Genomic DNA, 15,493 nt, shown 5'->3' on the forward strand with positions numbered 1-15,493 from the left:
TCGGCATCGTGAGCACTCGGCAAAAGGGGCCGGATGCGCGGAGGAGGGTCCTGCATGGCTATTGCGGAAAGCGCTGCCGCTGGCGGCCGGATTGTCACGATCGGTGAGATCCTGGTCGAGATCATGGCGACACAGCCCGGCGACGGTTTCCGCGCGCCGATCGAGCTGACAGGTCCCTATCCCAGCGGCGCCCCGGCGATCTTCATCGACCAGGTGGCGAAGCTCGGCCAGCCCTGCGCCATCATTAGCTGCGTCGGCGACGATGATTTCGGCTGGGTGAATATCGACCGGCTGAAGCGGGACGGCTGCGACGTGAGCGGGATCGAGGTGCGGGATGATCAGGTCACCGGCAGCGCCTTCGTGCGCTATACGACAAGCGGCGACCGCAACTTCGTTTTCAATATCCGCAACAGCGCCGCCGGCCAGACGCGGGTGACAGAGGCCGCCGCCGCCTTGCTCGCCGACTGCGCGCATCTCCATGTGATGGGTTCCTCGCTGAGCTCCGCCAGTTTGATCCGCGAAACACAAGAGGCCGTGGCGGCGGTGAAGGGCAGGGGCGGCACGATTTCATTCGACCCGAATGTACGGAAAGAAATCCTAGGCGCGCCGGATGTGCTACAGGCGATCAGCTATATGCTCTCCGCCTGCGACATCTTCATGCCGAGTGGCGCGGAGCTCACCATGCTAACCGAGGCGAAGACGGAAGCGGCGGCGATCGCCGAGATTCTCGGCCGTGGCATCACGGCCGTCGTCGTCAAGCGCGGCGCCGAAGGGGCGAGCTATCACGACAGCACGCAGGACCGCCGCATCGCCGGCTTCGCGGTGACGGAACTGGACCCAACCGGCGCGGGCGATTGTTTCGGCGCCACCTTCGTCACCTGCCGGTTGCAGGGCCGCCCCATCGCCGATTGCCTGCGCTACGCCGCCGCCTCGGGCGCCTTGGCCGTAACCCGGCGGGGACCCATGGAGGGTACTTCGAGCTTCGCGGAACTCGACGCGCTAATCGGCGAAGGCGCGGTGCAATGAGCGCCGACATCCTTGCGAGCCTCGTCGCGGCACGGGCAGCGGGACGCCCCTTTGGCATCACCTCCGTCTGTTCGGCCCATCCGCTGGTCATCAAGGCAGCGCTGCTGCAAGCGAGCGAGGATGGTGGCCCGGCGCTCATCGAGGCGACCTGCAATCAGGTCAACCACCATGGCGGCTACACCGGAATGACCCCGGCGGGTTTTCGGGATTTCGTCGAAGGCATCGCCGCGCGGCTGGGCTTTCCGCGTGACCGTATCATCCTCGGTGGCGACCATCTCGGTCCCAACCCCTGGAAAACCCTGCCCGCGGAACAGGCGATGGCCGAGGCCGGGGCCATGGTGCGGGCCTATGCGCTGGCCGGCTTCGCCAAGCTGCATCTCGATACGAGCATGGGCTGCGCCGGTGAGCCGGTGGCGCTGTCCGATACGGTGACGGCCGAGCGCGCGGCGAAGCTTGCCGCTGTCGCCGAAGCGGCCGCCGCGGAGATCGGCTCACGGCCGTATTACGTTGTTGGAACAGAGGTTCCGACGCCGGGCGGCGCGCTCGAAGCTCTCGACCACATGCATGTCACCGCGCCGGACGCACCGCTTAAGACCTATGAGATACATAAACATATGTTTATATCTCTAGGTCTCGACGACGCCCTAAGCCGGGTTGTGGCCCTGGTCGTACAGCCCGGCGTGGAGTTTGGTCATGACAGCGTGGCGCGATACAAGCCGGAGGCGGCAACCGCTCTGTCTGCGAGCCTGGAAGGCCTGCCGAGCCTCGTCTTCGAGGCGCATTCAACGGACTACCAAAGCGAGGACGCCCTAGCCGCGTTGGTGCAGGATGGTTTTCCTATCCTCAAGGTCGGACCCGCTTTGACCTTTGCCCTGCGCGAGGCGCTTTACGGCCTCGACGCCATCGCCTCGTGCCTCATCGAGGGAGACGGGGTGGAACGGCTTCCATCGGTCATGGAGCGGCTCATGGTCGAGAAGCCGGGCAACTGGCAGGCGCATTACCACGGCACCCCCGCGGAGCAGCGGCTGCTGCGTCACTTCAGCTACAGCGACCGCATCCGCTACTATTGGGCCGAGCCCGAGGCGGTATCGGCTGTCGATGAACTCTTCGCGCGTCTCCGCGACCGGCCGATCCCACCGACCCTCGTCAGCCAGTTCCTTTCGCGGCTTTCCGACCGCGTGGCCGAGGGCCGCATTGCCGCCGATGCCCGCAGTCTGGCCCTCGAATCCGTGCGCGATGTGCTCCGGCTCTACGCTGCCGCCAGCATGGCGAGATAGGAGGGTTTCGCCGAAGACGCTTGGCAGAAAGGGCATGGCGGGACTATCTCCCCGGCATCCAAGTCGGAAGGCGAGCGGCTTATGGCGGCGTTCAATACTGAAACCGTGACTAAGGTTCATCACTGGACGGACCGGTTATTCAGCTTCCAGACTACCCGCGACCCCGCTTTCCGCTTCCTCAATGGCCAATTCACGATGATTGGATTGGAGATCGAGGGGAAACCCCTGCTCCGCGCCTATAGTCTGGCCAGCGCCAATTACGAGGAAGGCCTGGAATTCCTCAGCATCAAGGTGGCGGATGGTCCGCTGACCTCCCGCCTGCAGAATATTCGTGAGGGCGATACCGTTCTCGTCGGCCGCAAGCCGGTGGGCACGTTGGTCGCCGACAGCCTGCTGCCCGGCGAGACGCTCTATCTGCTCGGCACCGGCACTGGCCTTGCGCCCTTTATGGCGATCATCAAGGACCCCGAGATCTACGAGCGTTTTCCGCGCGTGGTTCTGGTCCATGGGGTGCGGCAAGTCGCAGAGCTTGCCTATGCCGATTACATCCAGCGCGATCTGCCGGGCGACGAGCTGATCGGCGATCTCGTCAGCGGCAAGCTCATCTATTACCCGACCGTCACCCGCGAGCCCTTCCGCAACCGCGGCAGGCTGACGGACCTCATCGCCTCCGGCACCCTGACCCAGGAGCTTGGCCTGCCGCCGATCGACAAGGCGCGCGATCGATTCATGCTCTGCGGCAGTCCCGAGATGCTGACGGACATGACCGCCTGGCTGCGCGGTCAGGGTTTCGAAGAGGGGAGCCACGCTAAGCCGGCGGAATTCGTGGTGGAGAAGGCCTTCGTGGAGAAATAGCCCTTCATGGCAAGAGACGGTCTCCGGCCCGGTTCAGCTTCGGGCCTGGCACAGAATGCCAGCGCCTCTGTGCGGGAGATCGTCGACCTCATCGAGCATTGGACGCCGGCCTTTATCCGGGCGACCTTCGGCCTGTTCTTCGCCGGTTTCTCCACCTTCGCGCTGCTGTATTCGATCCAACCGCTCCTGCCGGTGTTCTCGCGGGAGTTTCACGTCAGCGCGGCGCATTCGAGCTTCGCGCTGTCATTGACCACCGGCTTGATGGCGGTGTGCCTCTTGGGCGCCAGCAGCCTGTCCGAGAGCATCGGCCGCAAACCGATGATGATCGCCTCGGTGGTCGCATCCTCGCTGCTAATGCTGCTCTCCGCCGTGATGCCGAGCTGGACAGGGTTTCTCATCGTGCGTGCCCTCATGGGGGTAACGCTGAGCGGTTTGCCGGCGGTGGCGATGGCCTATGTGGCGGAGGAAATGCACCCCCGTTCCATCGGTCTTTCGATGGGGCTGTTCATCGGCGGCAATGCGGTGGGCGGGATGTTCGGGCGGCTCATCATCGGGCTGCTTACCGACTACATGGGGTGGCGGACTTCAATCCTATTGATAGGACTATTTTCCTTCGTCGGCAGCCTCGTGACCTGGTGGTGCCTGCCGGCGTCGCGCAACTTCCGCAGCCGGACCTTGTCACTTGCCAGCCTCGGGAGTGCCTTCGCCTCCCATCTCAAGGACGAGGCGCTGCTGCTGCTTTTCGCTGAGGGCTTCCTGCTGATGGGCGGCTTCGTCGCGATCTACAATTACCTCGGCTATCGGTTGCTGGCGCCGCCCTTCGACCTCAGCCAGTCGGCGGTGGGGTTCATTTTCGCGGCCTATCTGGTGGGCATTTTCAGTTCCGCCTGGATGGGCAATCTCGGCGGCCGGCTGGGGCGGCGGCGGGTGCTGTGGGTCGGCTTCGTTATCATGGCGGTCGGCACCGGGCTCACCGAGGCGCACAGTCTCGTCCTGGTCATTCTCGGCGTGCTGGTTCTCACTTTCGGGTTTTTCGGCGCTCATTCGATCGCGAGCAGCTGGGTGGGCGCGCGGGCGCGCCACGCAAAGGCGCAGGCCTCGTCGCTCTATTTGTTCTTCTACTACGGCGGTTCGAGCGTGGTCGGCACCTTGGGCGGCGTATTTTGGGGCCATTTCGGTTGGACGGGCGTCACGGGCATGACCGGCACGCTCATCGCAATCGGGCTACTATTGTCGTGGCGCCTCAGCCACATCCAGCCGCTGGCGGTGCGATCAGCATGAGGTGGCCGGGCTCTTGACCTGACCGCACCGCTCTGGACCTTCGTCTTGCGACGGAGGGACCAGCGGCCATGCGGAATGGACTATCGGCGCAAGCCGCCTCGGCGGGGCTGCTTGCGGCACTCATCGGCTTCGCCTCCTCCTTTGCGGTCATCCTGCGAGGCCTGGGCGCGGCGGGCGCCACGCCGACGCAGGCAGCCTCCGCGCTGCTGGCGCTTTCGGTCGCCATGGGCGTCTGCGGCATTTTGCTGAGTGTCGGGACGCGCGTGCCGGTCAGCGTCGTCTGGTCGACGCCGGGCGCTGCCTTGCTCATCAGCGCGCCACCGGTTCCGGGTGGCTATGGCTATGCCGTGGGCGCCTTCATGCTGGCGAGCCTTCTGGTGATCCTCGCGGGACTCTGGACACCGCTGGGCCGGCTGGTCTCCGCCATTCCGCGCTCGCTCGCCAATGCCATGCTTGCGGGCGTGCTGTTCGAGCTTTGCCTCGCGCCGGTGCAGGCACTCGAACAGCAACCGCGTGATGCGATCATCATTCTGCTCGTCTGGGCCGCGGTGGGGCGGTTCCGGCGGCTCTATGCCGTGCCGGCCGCCGTGGTCGCGACGCTGATTCTGGCGGGCCTGGCGCTTCATCACGGCAGCACCGGCTTGCAGCTCCACCCGGTGCTGACCCTGATCGAGCCGCACTTCGCCTGGGCGACGATCGCCAGCGTCACCATCCCGCTATTCGTTGTGACCATGGCGTCGCAGAATATCCCCGGCCTGGCCGTGCTGCATATGAACGGCTACCGGCCGTCTCCGCGCCTGTTGTTCGCGAGCGCCGGGTTTACTGGCTTCCTGACGGCGCCCTTCGGCGGTCACATGCTCAACCTCGCGGCCATTACGGCGAGTCTCTGCGCCGGGCCGGATGCGCATCCTGACCCGGCCCGGCGCTGGTGGGCCGCGGTGGTCGCCGGGGTCGGCTACATCTTCCTCGGACTCCTCTCGGGCGCCATCACGACCTTTATCGCGCTGTCCTCGCCGGTGCTGATTGCCGCGGTCGCCGGTCTCGCGTTGCTCGGCCCCCTCGGCGGTGCACTGGCCGGCGCGACCGCGGAACCGGCGGAGCGCGACGCCGCCATTCTTACGTTTCTCATTCCGGCTTCGGGTCTCAATTTCCTCGGCATCGGAGGCGCCTTCTGGGGCCTGGCGGCGGGCTGCGCGGTGCTGGCGATCCAGGGCAAAGGGCTATTCAGAAGAGCTGTCTAAGATATATCTTGACTCTTCGGTTCAGCGATATATCTTGAGCGTGTCGAACCAAGAAAGGACACGACATGTTTGGACATCATCATCTCGGCTGGGGCCGCCGCTTCGCCCATGACAACGAGGACAGCCCGCGCGGCGAGCGGGACGGCGAAGGCCGTTTCGGCGGCCGACACGGACGGCATGGCCCATGGGGTCACGATCGCCATGAGGGGCGAGGCGGTCGCGGCCGGGTCTTCGATCAGGGGGAGTTGCGACTTGTGCTTCTCGCGCTGATCGCCGAGCAGCCGCGCCATGGCTACGAGATCATCAAGGCCATCGAGGAGAAGCTCGGCGGCAGCTACAGCCCGAGCCCGGGAGTGATCTACCCGACCCTGACGCTACTCAACGAGCTGGGCTTTGCCACCGTCAGCGAGACCGGCGGCGGGCGCAAACTCTACACCATCACCGAGGAAGGCCAGGCCGATCTCGCAGCGAATAAGCCGAACGTAGATGCGATTTTCGCTCGCATGGAGCGGACTTCGGCCTCGTCCTCGGGCAACCGGTCGCCGCAAGTAGTGCGGGCGGTGCAGAATATGCGGACCGCGCTGCATATGCGCCTGTCACGCGGTCCGCTGGCGGATGGCGAGGCTCAGGCTATCGCCGATGCCTTGGATGCCGCCGCCCGTGCTATCGAACGGGCCTGAGCATGATCGGCGAGATTATGCTCTCCCTTAACCAGACGGGGGCGGCTAATCCCGCCCCCGCAACGGAGACGACGAGGATGCTGGTAACCGAGACGTTTTGGGAAACGCCCAGCCCGGCCCGCTATATGGGCCAGCTCTGCAAGCATTTCGCGCATCGCGCGCCGGTAGTGCTGAATGAGGCTGACGGCAAGATCACCTTCTCCTTCGGCACCTGCGACGCGATTGCCGAAGCGACCGGCTTGCGCATGCGCGCCACGGCGCCGGATGCGGAGGACATGGCTCAGCTGCAGCGGGTCATCATCAGCCACCTGCAGCGCTTCGCCTTCCGCGAGATGACGGAGGAGCAGGCGGCGGCGATAGTTTGGAGCGCCGCCGGCTGACGGTCGACGATCGCTGAACGAGATTGGTGAGGGGTCGGTCGATTTTTTTGGCTTACAGTCTAGATGTAGATCAGAGCAACGAGTTTGCCAGATTGTAGTACTGAATTCGAAGCGAATATATGTCGACGTTCGTAGGGGGCCCGCCGGATAGCGAATTCTTATAAGCTGTAGCGAGATGCTGGAAATTACGCAGAGATGCCTTTGTCGTTTCATCTGAAGTTCTCAGAATGGCCGCAGCTGCCGTGTTGATGATCCAATTGGCTGTTTCGATTCTATCGTCCGGTTTGGCACCCGCTTGGGCAGCTGCTCGAATCGTTCCTGGATCAATGTGGTAGGTCGATGGCTTCAGCTTTCGCGTCAAGTTGCAGGCAAACCTGTAGAGAAAGCTTGGGGGCTTTTGAGGCAGAGGTGGTCCAACGAACGCGATATTCTGTGGCGTTGGATTCAGAATTAACGCGATTTCCCGTGGCTGCTCATGCGGACGAAAGAATTTGTCTTGAGGAAATTGGCCTTGCTTGCTGTTTGATTTTGCGGGATGCAATTCGAACTTTTTTTGAGCTGGTGGCGACGGATCTCTATTGGAAGGCCGGCCCCCTGGTTGTATCCACGTCATGCATCTGCGTCCTTTTATGTCGCGCCCCGTTGCCTTCCGGGATCGCGATTGAAACTCGCATTTAGGTTGTTTCATCGCGGTATATATTTCGATAAGCGAACGCTGATTTCATCGCGTATATTGAGCTTCACAACGGCTTTAAGTCGTTGCCGGAATACTTGGGATCCTCATCTCGCGAGGCGCTCTGATCCACAACAGGGATCGCATTGCGACATAAGGTCGATGTTTTGCGCGGAGCAAGGACGCAAAGCCGCTCGCGTCGCAGCAGAAGATACGCGGGCTGCTGGCATCAGGGGGCGGTGGCCGCCGGTGACGAAGCAGGGGCGCGTGACGACCAGCCCACGCACCGGGACGCTCGCCTTGGGAGATGGTGGTCGCAGAGTTTACACTCCGGCACTACGGGGTGCGAAGTGAAGGATCGCCGTCAAAATATGGAATCGGTGCTCTCTCGTCGCGGTGCGTTGACACGGAAAACCGAGCTTCGCGGGCGGGGGTTGAGGTACTGCTCAACCGCATCGCGTGGGCCGATGAATATTGATGAACCTAGCTGACCTGGACCTTGTTGCCTTAGAGGCGCAACCGCAACGTACTGCCGCTGCACCCACGGAGTTGCGGCAGGCTTCTGTGGTTTATTTCGGCTAAGCAAATTCCTCTACGTTTCGCGGAAACTGCCATCGGGGCCGGCTTCCACTGGTATTTGCCGCGGTGCCGAGGCAACGGGAGATGAGCGCGTCATGGTCTTTCCTGAGTGCTGTTGGCTTCTCGTCACGCTGAGGATTGCACTGAACGGCCTAAGGAAGCGTAACGACATCACGCCGCCCGCGCGCCCCGCGCGAGCTGAAAGTGGTACAGCCGCTCGCGCCCCAGCAGAAAGATGCGCGGGCCGCGTGGGAACAGGGACGCGATGGCGGCGTCGCTCACATCCAGGCCGCCCGTATAGGCGCCGAAAGCTGGCAGCATCAGCCGCCGGTGACCATCGGTCACGAAGCAGGGGCGGGTGACCACCAGCCCTCGCACCGGAACGCTCGCCTTGGGATGATGGTGGCCGCAGAGTTCACCCTCCGGCGGCACGCCCGCCCGTGCCTCGTGGCGGAAGACGAGTGGTCCCTCCGCCCAGTCGGGCACGACGTGGCCGGGCAAGCTCTCCGGCAGGGCCGGATCGTGATTGCCCAGCACCCAGGTGAAGGCCGCGCCATCCGCCATCAGCGCGAGGCGCTGGCGATCGGCCGGCTGCAGGCTCAGCGCGCCTTCCTCGTCGTGGAAGCTGTCACCCAGCGCGACAACCCGCGTGGGCCGATAATGCCGTAGCAACAGCGCCATACGGTCCAGAGTTGTCCGGCTGTCATAGGGCGGGAGCAGGCGCCCGCGCCGCGCGGCGGCCGCCGCCTTCTCCAGATGCAGATCGGCGAAGATGAGCATGCTCGCGGCGGGCCAGAAGACGGCACCAGCGGGATCGAGCATGAGGCGCTCGCCAGCCAGATGTAGAAGGGCGGCTGTCATAGGCGGAACTTCATATTCTAGGTGAACCTCAGGTCGAAGCGCGGTGATCTGGCAAGAACGTTCTCGGCATGTTCCTCCCCTGTTGCCTCTGCGACAAGAGCCTCCGCCTCTGCCAGTAAATCCTCCTCGGCTTCGCCCTGCACATGCTCGCGGCCGATGTCGAGGATGACCGGCACGGCCAGCGGCGAGACGCGATCGAGGATGACGTGGTGAATTTTCCCGCGCACCCGCTGCAGCATGCCGGAGAGGCGGCCGAGATCGGTGAGGCCGCCCGCGGCATCGGCCCAGGTCGCGCGCAGCAGAATATGATCGGGCTGGTGGCGGCGAAGCACGTCGTAGATGAGATCGCTGTTCACGGTCACTTGCCGCCGGTTGCGCTCGGCTCCCGGCATCTGCCGGTCGATCAGCCCCGCCACCACCGCGACATTGCGGAAGGTGCGCCGGAGCATTGAACTCTCGGCCATCCAGGCTTCGAGATCGTCGCCCATCATATCCTGGGAGAAGAGTGCCGCTATGTCATGCGGCTCATGCGCCGACCAGGCGGCGAGCACGTAATCGGTCGCGACATAGCCGAGCGGCCCGATGCCGAAACGCTCCATGCGGCGGGTGAGGAGCATGCCGAGCGTCTGGTGGGCGTTACGACCCTCGAAGCAATAGGCGACCAGATACCAGCGGCCGCCGCGCGGGAAGGTTTCCACCAACAAGTCGTCGGCGCCGGGCAGCGCGGAGCGTTCCCGCTGGATGGCGAGCCATTCCTGCACCGGCTCGGGGAACGCCGGCCAGCTTTCCGGATTACTCATCAGGCCGCGCACACGGACGGCGAGGCCCGTGGTGAGCGGCAGCCGGGCTCCGGCATAGGTTGGCACGCGAGGCGGCCCGCTTCCGCCTTCTGCGACCTCGGCGGTGGTTTCACGCAACCGCACGAACCGCAGCAAGCGGCCGGCGAACATGAAGGTGTCGCCCGCCGTTAGACCGGAGACGAACCATTCCTCGACCTCGCCCAGGAAAGCGCCCCGGCCGAGGCGCAGCTTGATCATCGGCGCCTCGACGATAGTGCCGATATTCATGCGGTATTGGCGCGCGACGCGGGCGTTGCGGACATGCACCCGGCCCTCGAAATCGCGGAATAGTTTCCTATATCTTTCGTAGGCGGCGAGGGCGTAGCCGCCGTTTTCCACGAAGTTCAGCACTGCCTCGAAGGTCGCGCGGTCCACTGCCGCAAAGGGTGCCGCTCGGGTGATCTCGGCGAAGGCCTCATCCGGCAGGAAGGGTGCGGCGCAGGCGAGACCGAGAAGATGCTGCGCCAAAACATCCAGCCCGCCGGGCCGGGGCGCGTCGCCATCCAGCTCGCGGGCGGCCACCCCCTGGCGTGCCGCTTCGCATTCCAGAACCTCAAAGCGGTTGGCCGGGACCAGGATGGCGTGACTGGTCTCGTCCATGCGGTGGTTCGCGCGGCCAACGCGCTGTAACAGACGCGAGACGCCCTTGGGTGCGCCGACCTGGATCACCTGATCGACGCCGCCCCAGTCGATGCCCAGATCGAGCGAGGAGGTGGCGATCACGCCGCGCAGCCGCCCCTCGGCCATCGCGGCCTCGACCTTGCGCCGCTGATGAACGTCCAGGCTGCCGTGGTGGATGGCGATAGGAAGAGTGTCCTCGTTAATCTTCCAAATATCCTGGAACAGCAACTCGGCTTGGGCACGGGTATTGACGAAGATGATGGTCAGGCCGGCGGCCTTAACCCGTTCCAGGATATCCGGCGCGGAGGCGAGGCCCATATGGCCCGACCAGGGCAGGTGGCCGGCCGGCAGCATGATCGAGAGGTCCGGCGGCGCCGGATCGGCCACCTCGATGAGGGTGACATTGCCGCCCTGGCCATCGGCCGAGACATAGGCCGCCAGCGGCACCTTATGCGCGACCGTCGCCGACAGTCCGATCCGCACCGCTTCGGGCGCCAGCCGGTCGAGCCGGGCAAGGCCGAGGGAGAGCAGGTCGCCGCGCTTAGTGCCCGCCAGCGCATGCACCTCGTCGAGGATGATACTGCGTAGGTCGCGGAACATCGTGGGGGCGCCGTCCAAGGAGAGCAGCAACGAGAGGCTTTCGGGCGTCGTAAGCAGGATATCGGGCGGCGTTTCCCGCTGGCGCTGGCGGCGGTTCTGCGGCGTATCGCCGGTGCGTGTCTCGACACGGATGGGCAGATCCATCTCGGTCACCGGGTCCATCAGGTTGCGGGCGATATCGGTCGCGAGCGCCTTGAGCGGGCTGAGATAGAGGGTGTGGACACCACGCGGCGGCGCATCCTCGGCCGGGACGGGGCGTTCCGCGAGCGCGATCAGGCTCGGCAGGAAGCCGGAGAGCGTCTTGCCTCCTCCGGTCGGTGCGATCAGCAGGACATGGCTGCCGGCCCGTGCCGCCTCCAGCACGTCAATCTGGTGTGGCCGAGGCCGCCACCCGCGCGCCGCGAACCATGCGGCAAAGGCCGGGGGCAGCGATTGCGGAAGCGTGGGAAGGGCGGCGGGGCGGCGTCTGCTCATCGCGACGAGAACATAGCGTGAATCCTGCGTCGGCCCAGCCACTTTCTCTCATTGGTGCGGTGCGGCGGGGATGGCGCTGTGGGTATCTTTGCAAACAGCACGAAACGTTAGCGTGACGCAAAGATGACGTTTAAGACGTTCTATAACGCTGCGCTTAGGGGTGCGGTCGGATGTTGCTGGCAGACAACCGTCCGGCTATCTCTCGTCTGCGCATGAATCGAGGAGTTTGGCTGATGGGCAGAAGCCGAAGTCCGTCCTATCCCCAGATCGGCCTGCGGGAAGCGGTCCAACGCGTAAAATCCGTCTACGACCGCGATTACAGAAATGTTTTGACGCGAGAGGTCGCGGCAGAGCGCCTGGGCTATTCGGGCCTGAACGGAAAGTCTCTCGCGGTTCTCGCGGCCCTGGGCCGTTTCGGTCTGGTCGAGGGGCGGGGCGACGAGGTGAGGGTTACCGATCTCGCGGCCCGTATCCTCGCCTATCCGGGCGCGTCGCCTGAACGAAGCGAGGCGGTGGCCGAGGCCGCGGCCAAACCCGCGCTCTTCGGCCGTCTCGATGAGCGGTTCGCCGAGGGTGCTTCCAGTGACGCGGCGATACGCGCCTGGCTCGTGACCCAAGGGTTCATCCCGCCCGCAGCCGAAGCCACGGTCCGCTCCTATCGGGAGACGAAACAGTTCCTGGCGGAACAACTTGTTCGGCAGCCGGTTTCGATGCCGTCCACCACCGAACGCCATTCCCTCAGCGAGGTGGTTTCACTGGTCGAGCCGTCCGCTCGGCCCGAGGGCGTCCGGCGCGCGGTCTTCGGCTTGGCGGAAGGCGAGGTCGTCATTACCGCACCGGTTTTCCTCTCCGCCGAGAGCGTCGACGATCTGAGAGACTACCTCGAGGTCTTTATGAAACGGGCGCTTCGCGAGGCAGGGCTTACCGATTCCTAGCGACGTCCGGGTGATGTCGGGACCGGCTGCAATCCTAAGAGCCGTCTAAGTGTTTCAGAAGATAACCAAATCTTAACCCACTCCACCACTACTTTGGCCCGAAAGTAACCGGAGGCTTGAAATATGGCGGAAACACCATCACTGCAACAAATGCCTGTGGGATCCGCGAGCACAGAGTGTTTCGATACTAGTACATTTACACTTCCGAACCATCGCGTTGCGGCAAAACAGAAACGGAAGAAGGAGCGCGAAGCGGAGCTTGCGATGCGGGAAACGATGGCAAAAGAAGATACGGCTGCGAGCAGCTTGGTCACCCGCAAAACTTCTTCGCCGGAAGGGGTGAATGAGTGAAATCTTATCCGTAGCGATCCACGCCTACTACCCCGACAGCGGCATCAACGAGACGGAAGCCCGAAGTCTCTTTGCGAGCAGCGCCAGAGATCGCACGGTGACCAAGCCGGCCTCCGGCGACACGGGGTTTCGGAACGCGTACGCTAAAATAAATCTTACGATTGGTCACAGAGGCCCTATGGTTCCAGTACCGAAACGACAGGACCTCTGTGATGGGCGAGCCGGACATCTTCTCGGATAGTCACGCGACCACCGGGGCGACCGGTCCGAGCCAGTATCTATGGAGCGATGCGGCCAATTGGTCGGATGGCATCCCAACGAACGGCGAAGCCGTTGTCGTCGGCGGCACGGGGACGGACGATATCCCGGGCCTCAGCCTCCCCAGCGTGACGGTGCTCGCCGACGGTGTGCTCTATAACATCGATGATCTCTCGGTCGGCAGCCTGCTAGTGGATGACAATGCCACTGTCGTCGATGATGCCGAAGGAGGCACGCCCAGCACACTGACGATAGCGTCGATCCTCGGAGATGGGACGGGAGACGCCGAAGGCGCGACCGCCGCGGTGGTGGCCGCACTCGGTGGCGGCGCGGTGGTACATCTCACCGGCAGTGACCCCGGACTCTATTACGCGGCAACGGATCGTGGCGTGGTGCAGCTGGATGACGCACCCAACGCAAACTCCGCTTTTTCCTTCCTCGACCCGGCGCGGCCGGGTATTTTCGCCTTCTCCAATCCGGGGACCGTGATTCAGGCGTCGCTTCTCGGCCTCGGCACCGGCGATGCCATCGAGTTGCCCGGCACCTTTTTCTCCGCCGTGACGATCAGCCCGAGCGCGGTCACCATCGTCTCCAACGCCGGAACGGTTGCCTTCACGGATGTGAGCTACGCGACCTCTCTCACCGGCGAAGCGATCGCGAAGGATCCCAGCACCAACCTCGATGCCCTGACTTTGCTGGGCTACACAACATTCGAGCAGACCGTTCCTGCAGGCGGTCCATTCCTCTGGAGCGACGGCCAAAACTGGACCAATGGTGCGCCGCAGGACGGCGACGGTGTGGTCATTGGCGCGGCCGGGCTCGATGACATGGCCGATCTCCATCTTGTCGGGCTGACGGCCGAGAACGGCACGGCGCTGACGGTCGAAGGCGATCTCGTAGCCACCGCGATGCAGCTTGCCGGCGGTGCCACGATCACCGTCAGCGCCACCGCCGGAAACCCGCACGGGATCCTTACTGGTCAGGTGAGCGGTGGTGGCAGCCTCGTCTTGAACGGCGCTGGAGCTTCGGCGGAGGTTGGCGTCGATGGCGGTGCTGACTACACGCTTCTAAACGGCGGGATCCTCGCGCTCGAAAGCACTGTCGCCGTCAGTACCGACATCGACTTTGTGGATGGCGAGAGCGACACCCTGGCGCTTGCCGCTCCGGGCGCCACGATCGATGCTGGGCTGGCCGGGCTCTCAGCGGGCGATATTCTGGAACTTCCAGGCACCAGCGTGGTCGGCGTCACGATTGGCAGCTCCACGCTCACCATCGTGACCAATATCGGCACCTATAATTTCGACGATGTTGCGTACGGCATCCAGCCTGCCGATTATACCTCGGGAGAAGACGAGGTACGCGGCCTCGCCACCATCGACTTCACACCCGCCTGCTTCGCCGCGGGCAGCCGGATCCTGACGCCCGGGGGAGAGGTTCCGGTGGAAGAGCTTGGCCCTGGGGGAATGGTCATTACCGCCGACGGCAATGCGCGGGCTATCCGCTGGGTCGGCCGGCGCCGCGTGTATTTCGGCCTTCAGCCTGATCCGACAAAGTTCCTACCCGTCCGCGTCCCGGCTGGCACTTTTGGACCCGACGTGCCTCAACGGGATCTATACCTCTCGCCGGATCACGCGATTTATTCGGAAGGCGTGCTCATCCCGATCAAGCATCTCATCGATGGCCACGGCATTGTCCCCGTGGATACCGAGACCGTGCTCTACTGCCATGTCGAGCTCGAGACGCATGATGTCCTGCTTGCCGAAGGCATGCCGGCGGAGAGTTTTCTCGATACTGGAGTCCGGGCGGCCTTCGCGAATGGCGGCACCCTCGCGCAATTGCACCCGGACTTTGCGGCCGCAGAGGAGCCGCTGGTCTGGGAGGCAATGGCCTGCGCGCCGCTGATAGTGACCGGTGCCGAAGTCGCCCGGCTGCGCCAGATCATCGCCGCCCGCGACTGCGCAAAAGGTCGCGATCGCCGTTCGTTGGCGTGATTGGAACCGCACAATCCGAGAAGTCCGCTAGCGGCTACCGCGCGTACTTTAAGCGCAGAGCGTTTTCGCGTTTCGGCGTCCCGGGGGCCGATACAAACCATGAGCGCGCCGAAGGCGACAATTTTTTAGTCGCAATACCGCAACGAAATTATAAGCATGCTTCGGTTACAAAAGCGGCGTGCATGGTCACGCAGCGAAGGCAGCGTGCGACTGATCTCTGCTTGAACTTGGAACATAATTCTTCGGTCGTCGTCGGGCGGCTGGCAGGACAGAAGACAATGGCGATAGGGCCAACGACACAAGCCACGCTTACGTCGGCGCGAGCACTGCGTGAGGAGCAAACGACGACGCCCTTCGAGCCGAAGCCGACAATTCCGCAGCCTCAGCACGCACCTGGCGGCTTGAGTTGCTACAGAGTCGTTAAGCGGCTCCCTAAGGCCTTTCTGCAACTCGAGCGGCAGTCTGGCCCGCAAAACTCACCGCACACGATCGCTATGGAAGAGAAGGAATTTCTTCGCGCAAATCACGGAGGTCTCGTACCGATAAATTGGGAAAAGGCGCAATTGCTCCC

At 63.9% G+C, this 15,493-nt stretch carries 13 protein-coding genes; 10 read left to right on the forward strand and 3 right to left on the reverse strand.

Annotated features, from left to right (window positions below; genetic code table 11):
• The first annotated feature begins 54 nt into the window (after nt 1-54).
• The 7 genes from GSQ92_RS03820 (at nt 55) to GSQ92_RS03850 (ending at nt 6,740) form a co-directional block, all read left to right on the forward strand.
• On the forward strand, nt 55-1,026 hold the full coding sequence (locus GSQ92_RS03820) for a sugar kinase (RefSeq protein WP_158802116.1): 972 nt from the start codon (nt 55-57) through the stop codon (nt 1,024-1,026).
• Nucleotides 1,023-2,303: a D-tagatose-bisphosphate aldolase, class II, non-catalytic subunit gene (locus tag GSQ92_RS03825; RefSeq protein ID WP_158802117.1), complete on the forward strand. Its 1,281-nt coding sequence runs from the start codon at nt 1,023-1,025 to the stop codon at nt 2,301-2,303. Before GSQ92_RS03820 ends, GSQ92_RS03825 begins: the two co-directional genes overlap by 4 nt.
• A gap of 81 nt (nt 2,304-2,384) precedes the next feature.
• A complete protein-coding gene (locus tag GSQ92_RS03830; protein ID WP_158802118.1) occupies nt 2,385-3,158 on the forward strand; it encodes a ferredoxin--NADP reductase in 774 nt (257 codons plus the stop codon).
• 6 nt (nt 3,159-3,164) lie between these two features.
• Entirely contained in the window at nt 3,165-4,439 is a 1,275-nt protein-coding gene (locus GSQ92_RS03835) for an MFS transporter (RefSeq protein WP_216849962.1), read from the forward strand.
• Nucleotides 4,440-4,507: 68 nt separating this feature from the next.
• Nucleotides 4,508-5,680, forward strand: a complete 1,173-nt coding sequence (locus GSQ92_RS03840; RefSeq protein ID WP_158802119.1) for a benzoate/H(+) symporter BenE family transporter — start codon at nt 4,508-4,510, stop codon at nt 5,678-5,680.
• A 65-nt stretch (nt 5,681-5,745) separates the two neighbouring features.
• Nucleotides 5,746-6,360, forward strand: a complete 615-nt coding sequence (locus GSQ92_RS03845; RefSeq protein ID WP_158802120.1) for a PadR family transcriptional regulator — start codon at nt 5,746-5,748, stop codon at nt 6,358-6,360.
• A 2-nt stretch (nt 6,361-6,362) separates the two neighbouring features.
• Nucleotides 6,363-6,740, forward strand: a complete 378-nt coding sequence (locus GSQ92_RS03850) for a DUF2218 domain-containing protein (RefSeq protein ID WP_216849963.1) — start codon at nt 6,363-6,365, stop codon at nt 6,738-6,740.
• Nucleotides 6,741-6,810: 70 nt separating this feature from the next.
• Here the strand turns inward: GSQ92_RS03850 and GSQ92_RS03855 are convergent, their stop codons facing one another.
• The 3 genes from GSQ92_RS03855 to GSQ92_RS03865 all read right to left on the reverse strand — a co-directional run bounded on the left by GSQ92_RS03855 (nt 6,811) and on the right by GSQ92_RS03865 (nt 11,387).
• Nucleotides 6,811-7,353 (reverse strand): hypothetical protein, encoded by a 543-nt coding sequence (locus tag GSQ92_RS03855; protein WP_158802121.1) that lies wholly within the window; start codon nt 7,351-7,353, stop codon nt 6,811-6,813.
• Nucleotides 7,354-8,163: 810 nt separating this feature from the next.
• Complete coding sequence (gene pdeM / locus GSQ92_RS03860; RefSeq protein WP_158802122.1) at nt 8,164-8,853, reverse strand: ligase-associated DNA damage response endonuclease PdeM; 690 nt, start codon at nt 8,851-8,853, stop codon at nt 8,164-8,166.
• A 17-nt stretch (nt 8,854-8,870) separates the two neighbouring features.
• The gene (locus GSQ92_RS03865) at nt 8,871-11,387 is read right to left on the reverse strand and encodes a ligase-associated DNA damage response DEXH box helicase (RefSeq protein WP_158802399.1); all 2,517 of its coding nucleotides are present in this window, start codon (nt 11,385-11,387) and stop codon (nt 8,871-8,873) included.
• Between the two features lie 233 nt (nt 11,388-11,620).
• On the opposite strand from GSQ92_RS03865, the gene GSQ92_RS03870 reads away from it, so the two are divergent.
• From GSQ92_RS03870 to GSQ92_RS03880, 3 genes are all read left to right on the forward strand, one after another.
• Complete coding sequence (locus tag GSQ92_RS03870; protein ID WP_158802123.1) at nt 11,621-12,322, forward strand: hypothetical protein; 702 nt, start codon at nt 11,621-11,623, stop codon at nt 12,320-12,322.
• A 123-nt stretch (nt 12,323-12,445) separates the two neighbouring features.
• The gene (locus GSQ92_RS03875; protein ID WP_158802124.1) at nt 12,446-12,673 is read left to right on the forward strand and encodes a hypothetical protein; all 228 of its coding nucleotides are present in this window, start codon (nt 12,446-12,448) and stop codon (nt 12,671-12,673) included.
• A 212-nt stretch (nt 12,674-12,885) separates the two neighbouring features.
• Complete coding sequence (locus GSQ92_RS03880; protein WP_158802125.1) at nt 12,886-14,922, forward strand: Hint domain-containing protein; 2,037 nt, start codon at nt 12,886-12,888, stop codon at nt 14,920-14,922.
• Nucleotides 14,923-15,493 lie beyond the last annotated feature (571 nt).

The organism is Acidisoma sp. S159 (assembly GCF_009766125.1).
Classification (GTDB): Bacteria; Pseudomonadota; Alphaproteobacteria; order Acetobacterales; family Acetobacteraceae; genus Acidisoma.

Coding starts and splice junctions, on each gene's coding strand:
- GSQ92_RS03835 (WP_216849962.1), top strand. CDS start 3,165: ATGGCAAGAGACGGTCTCCGGCCCGGTTCAGCTTCGGGCCTGGCACAG.
- GSQ92_RS03875 (WP_158802124.1), top strand. CDS start 12,446: ATGGCGGAAACACCATCACTGCAACAAATGCCTGTGGGATCCGCGAGC.
- GSQ92_RS03830 (WP_158802118.1), top strand. CDS start 2,385: ATGGCGGCGTTCAATACTGAAACCGTGACTAAGGTTCATCACTGGACG.
- GSQ92_RS03870 (WP_158802123.1), top strand. CDS start 11,621: ATGGGCAGAAGCCGAAGTCCGTCCTATCCCCAGATCGGCCTGCGGGAA.
- GSQ92_RS03820 (WP_158802116.1), top strand. CDS start 55: ATGGCTATTGCGGAAAGCGCTGCCGCTGGCGGCCGGATTGTCACGATC.
- GSQ92_RS03880 (WP_158802125.1), top strand. CDS start 12,886: ATGGGCGAGCCGGACATCTTCTCGGATAGTCACGCGACCACCGGGGCG.
- GSQ92_RS03865 (WP_158802399.1), bottom strand. CDS start 11,387: ATGAGCAGACGCCGCCCCGCCGCCCTTCCCACGCTTCCGCAATCGCTG.
- pdeM (WP_158802122.1), bottom strand. CDS start 8,853: ATGACAGCCGCCCTTCTACATCTGGCTGGCGAGCGCCTCATGCTCGAT.
- GSQ92_RS03850 (WP_216849963.1), top strand. CDS start 6,363: ATGATCGGCGAGATTATGCTCTCCCTTAACCAGACGGGGGCGGCTAAT.
- GSQ92_RS03840 (WP_158802119.1), top strand. CDS start 4,508: ATGCGGAATGGACTATCGGCGCAAGCCGCCTCGGCGGGGCTGCTTGCG.
- GSQ92_RS03855 (WP_158802121.1), bottom strand. CDS start 7,353: ATGACGTGGATACAACCAGGGGGCCGGCCTTCCAATAGAGATCCGTCG.
- GSQ92_RS03825 (WP_158802117.1), top strand. CDS start 1,023: ATGAGCGCCGACATCCTTGCGAGCCTCGTCGCGGCACGGGCAGCGGGA.
- GSQ92_RS03845 (WP_158802120.1), top strand. CDS start 5,746: ATGTTTGGACATCATCATCTCGGCTGGGGCCGCCGCTTCGCCCATGAC.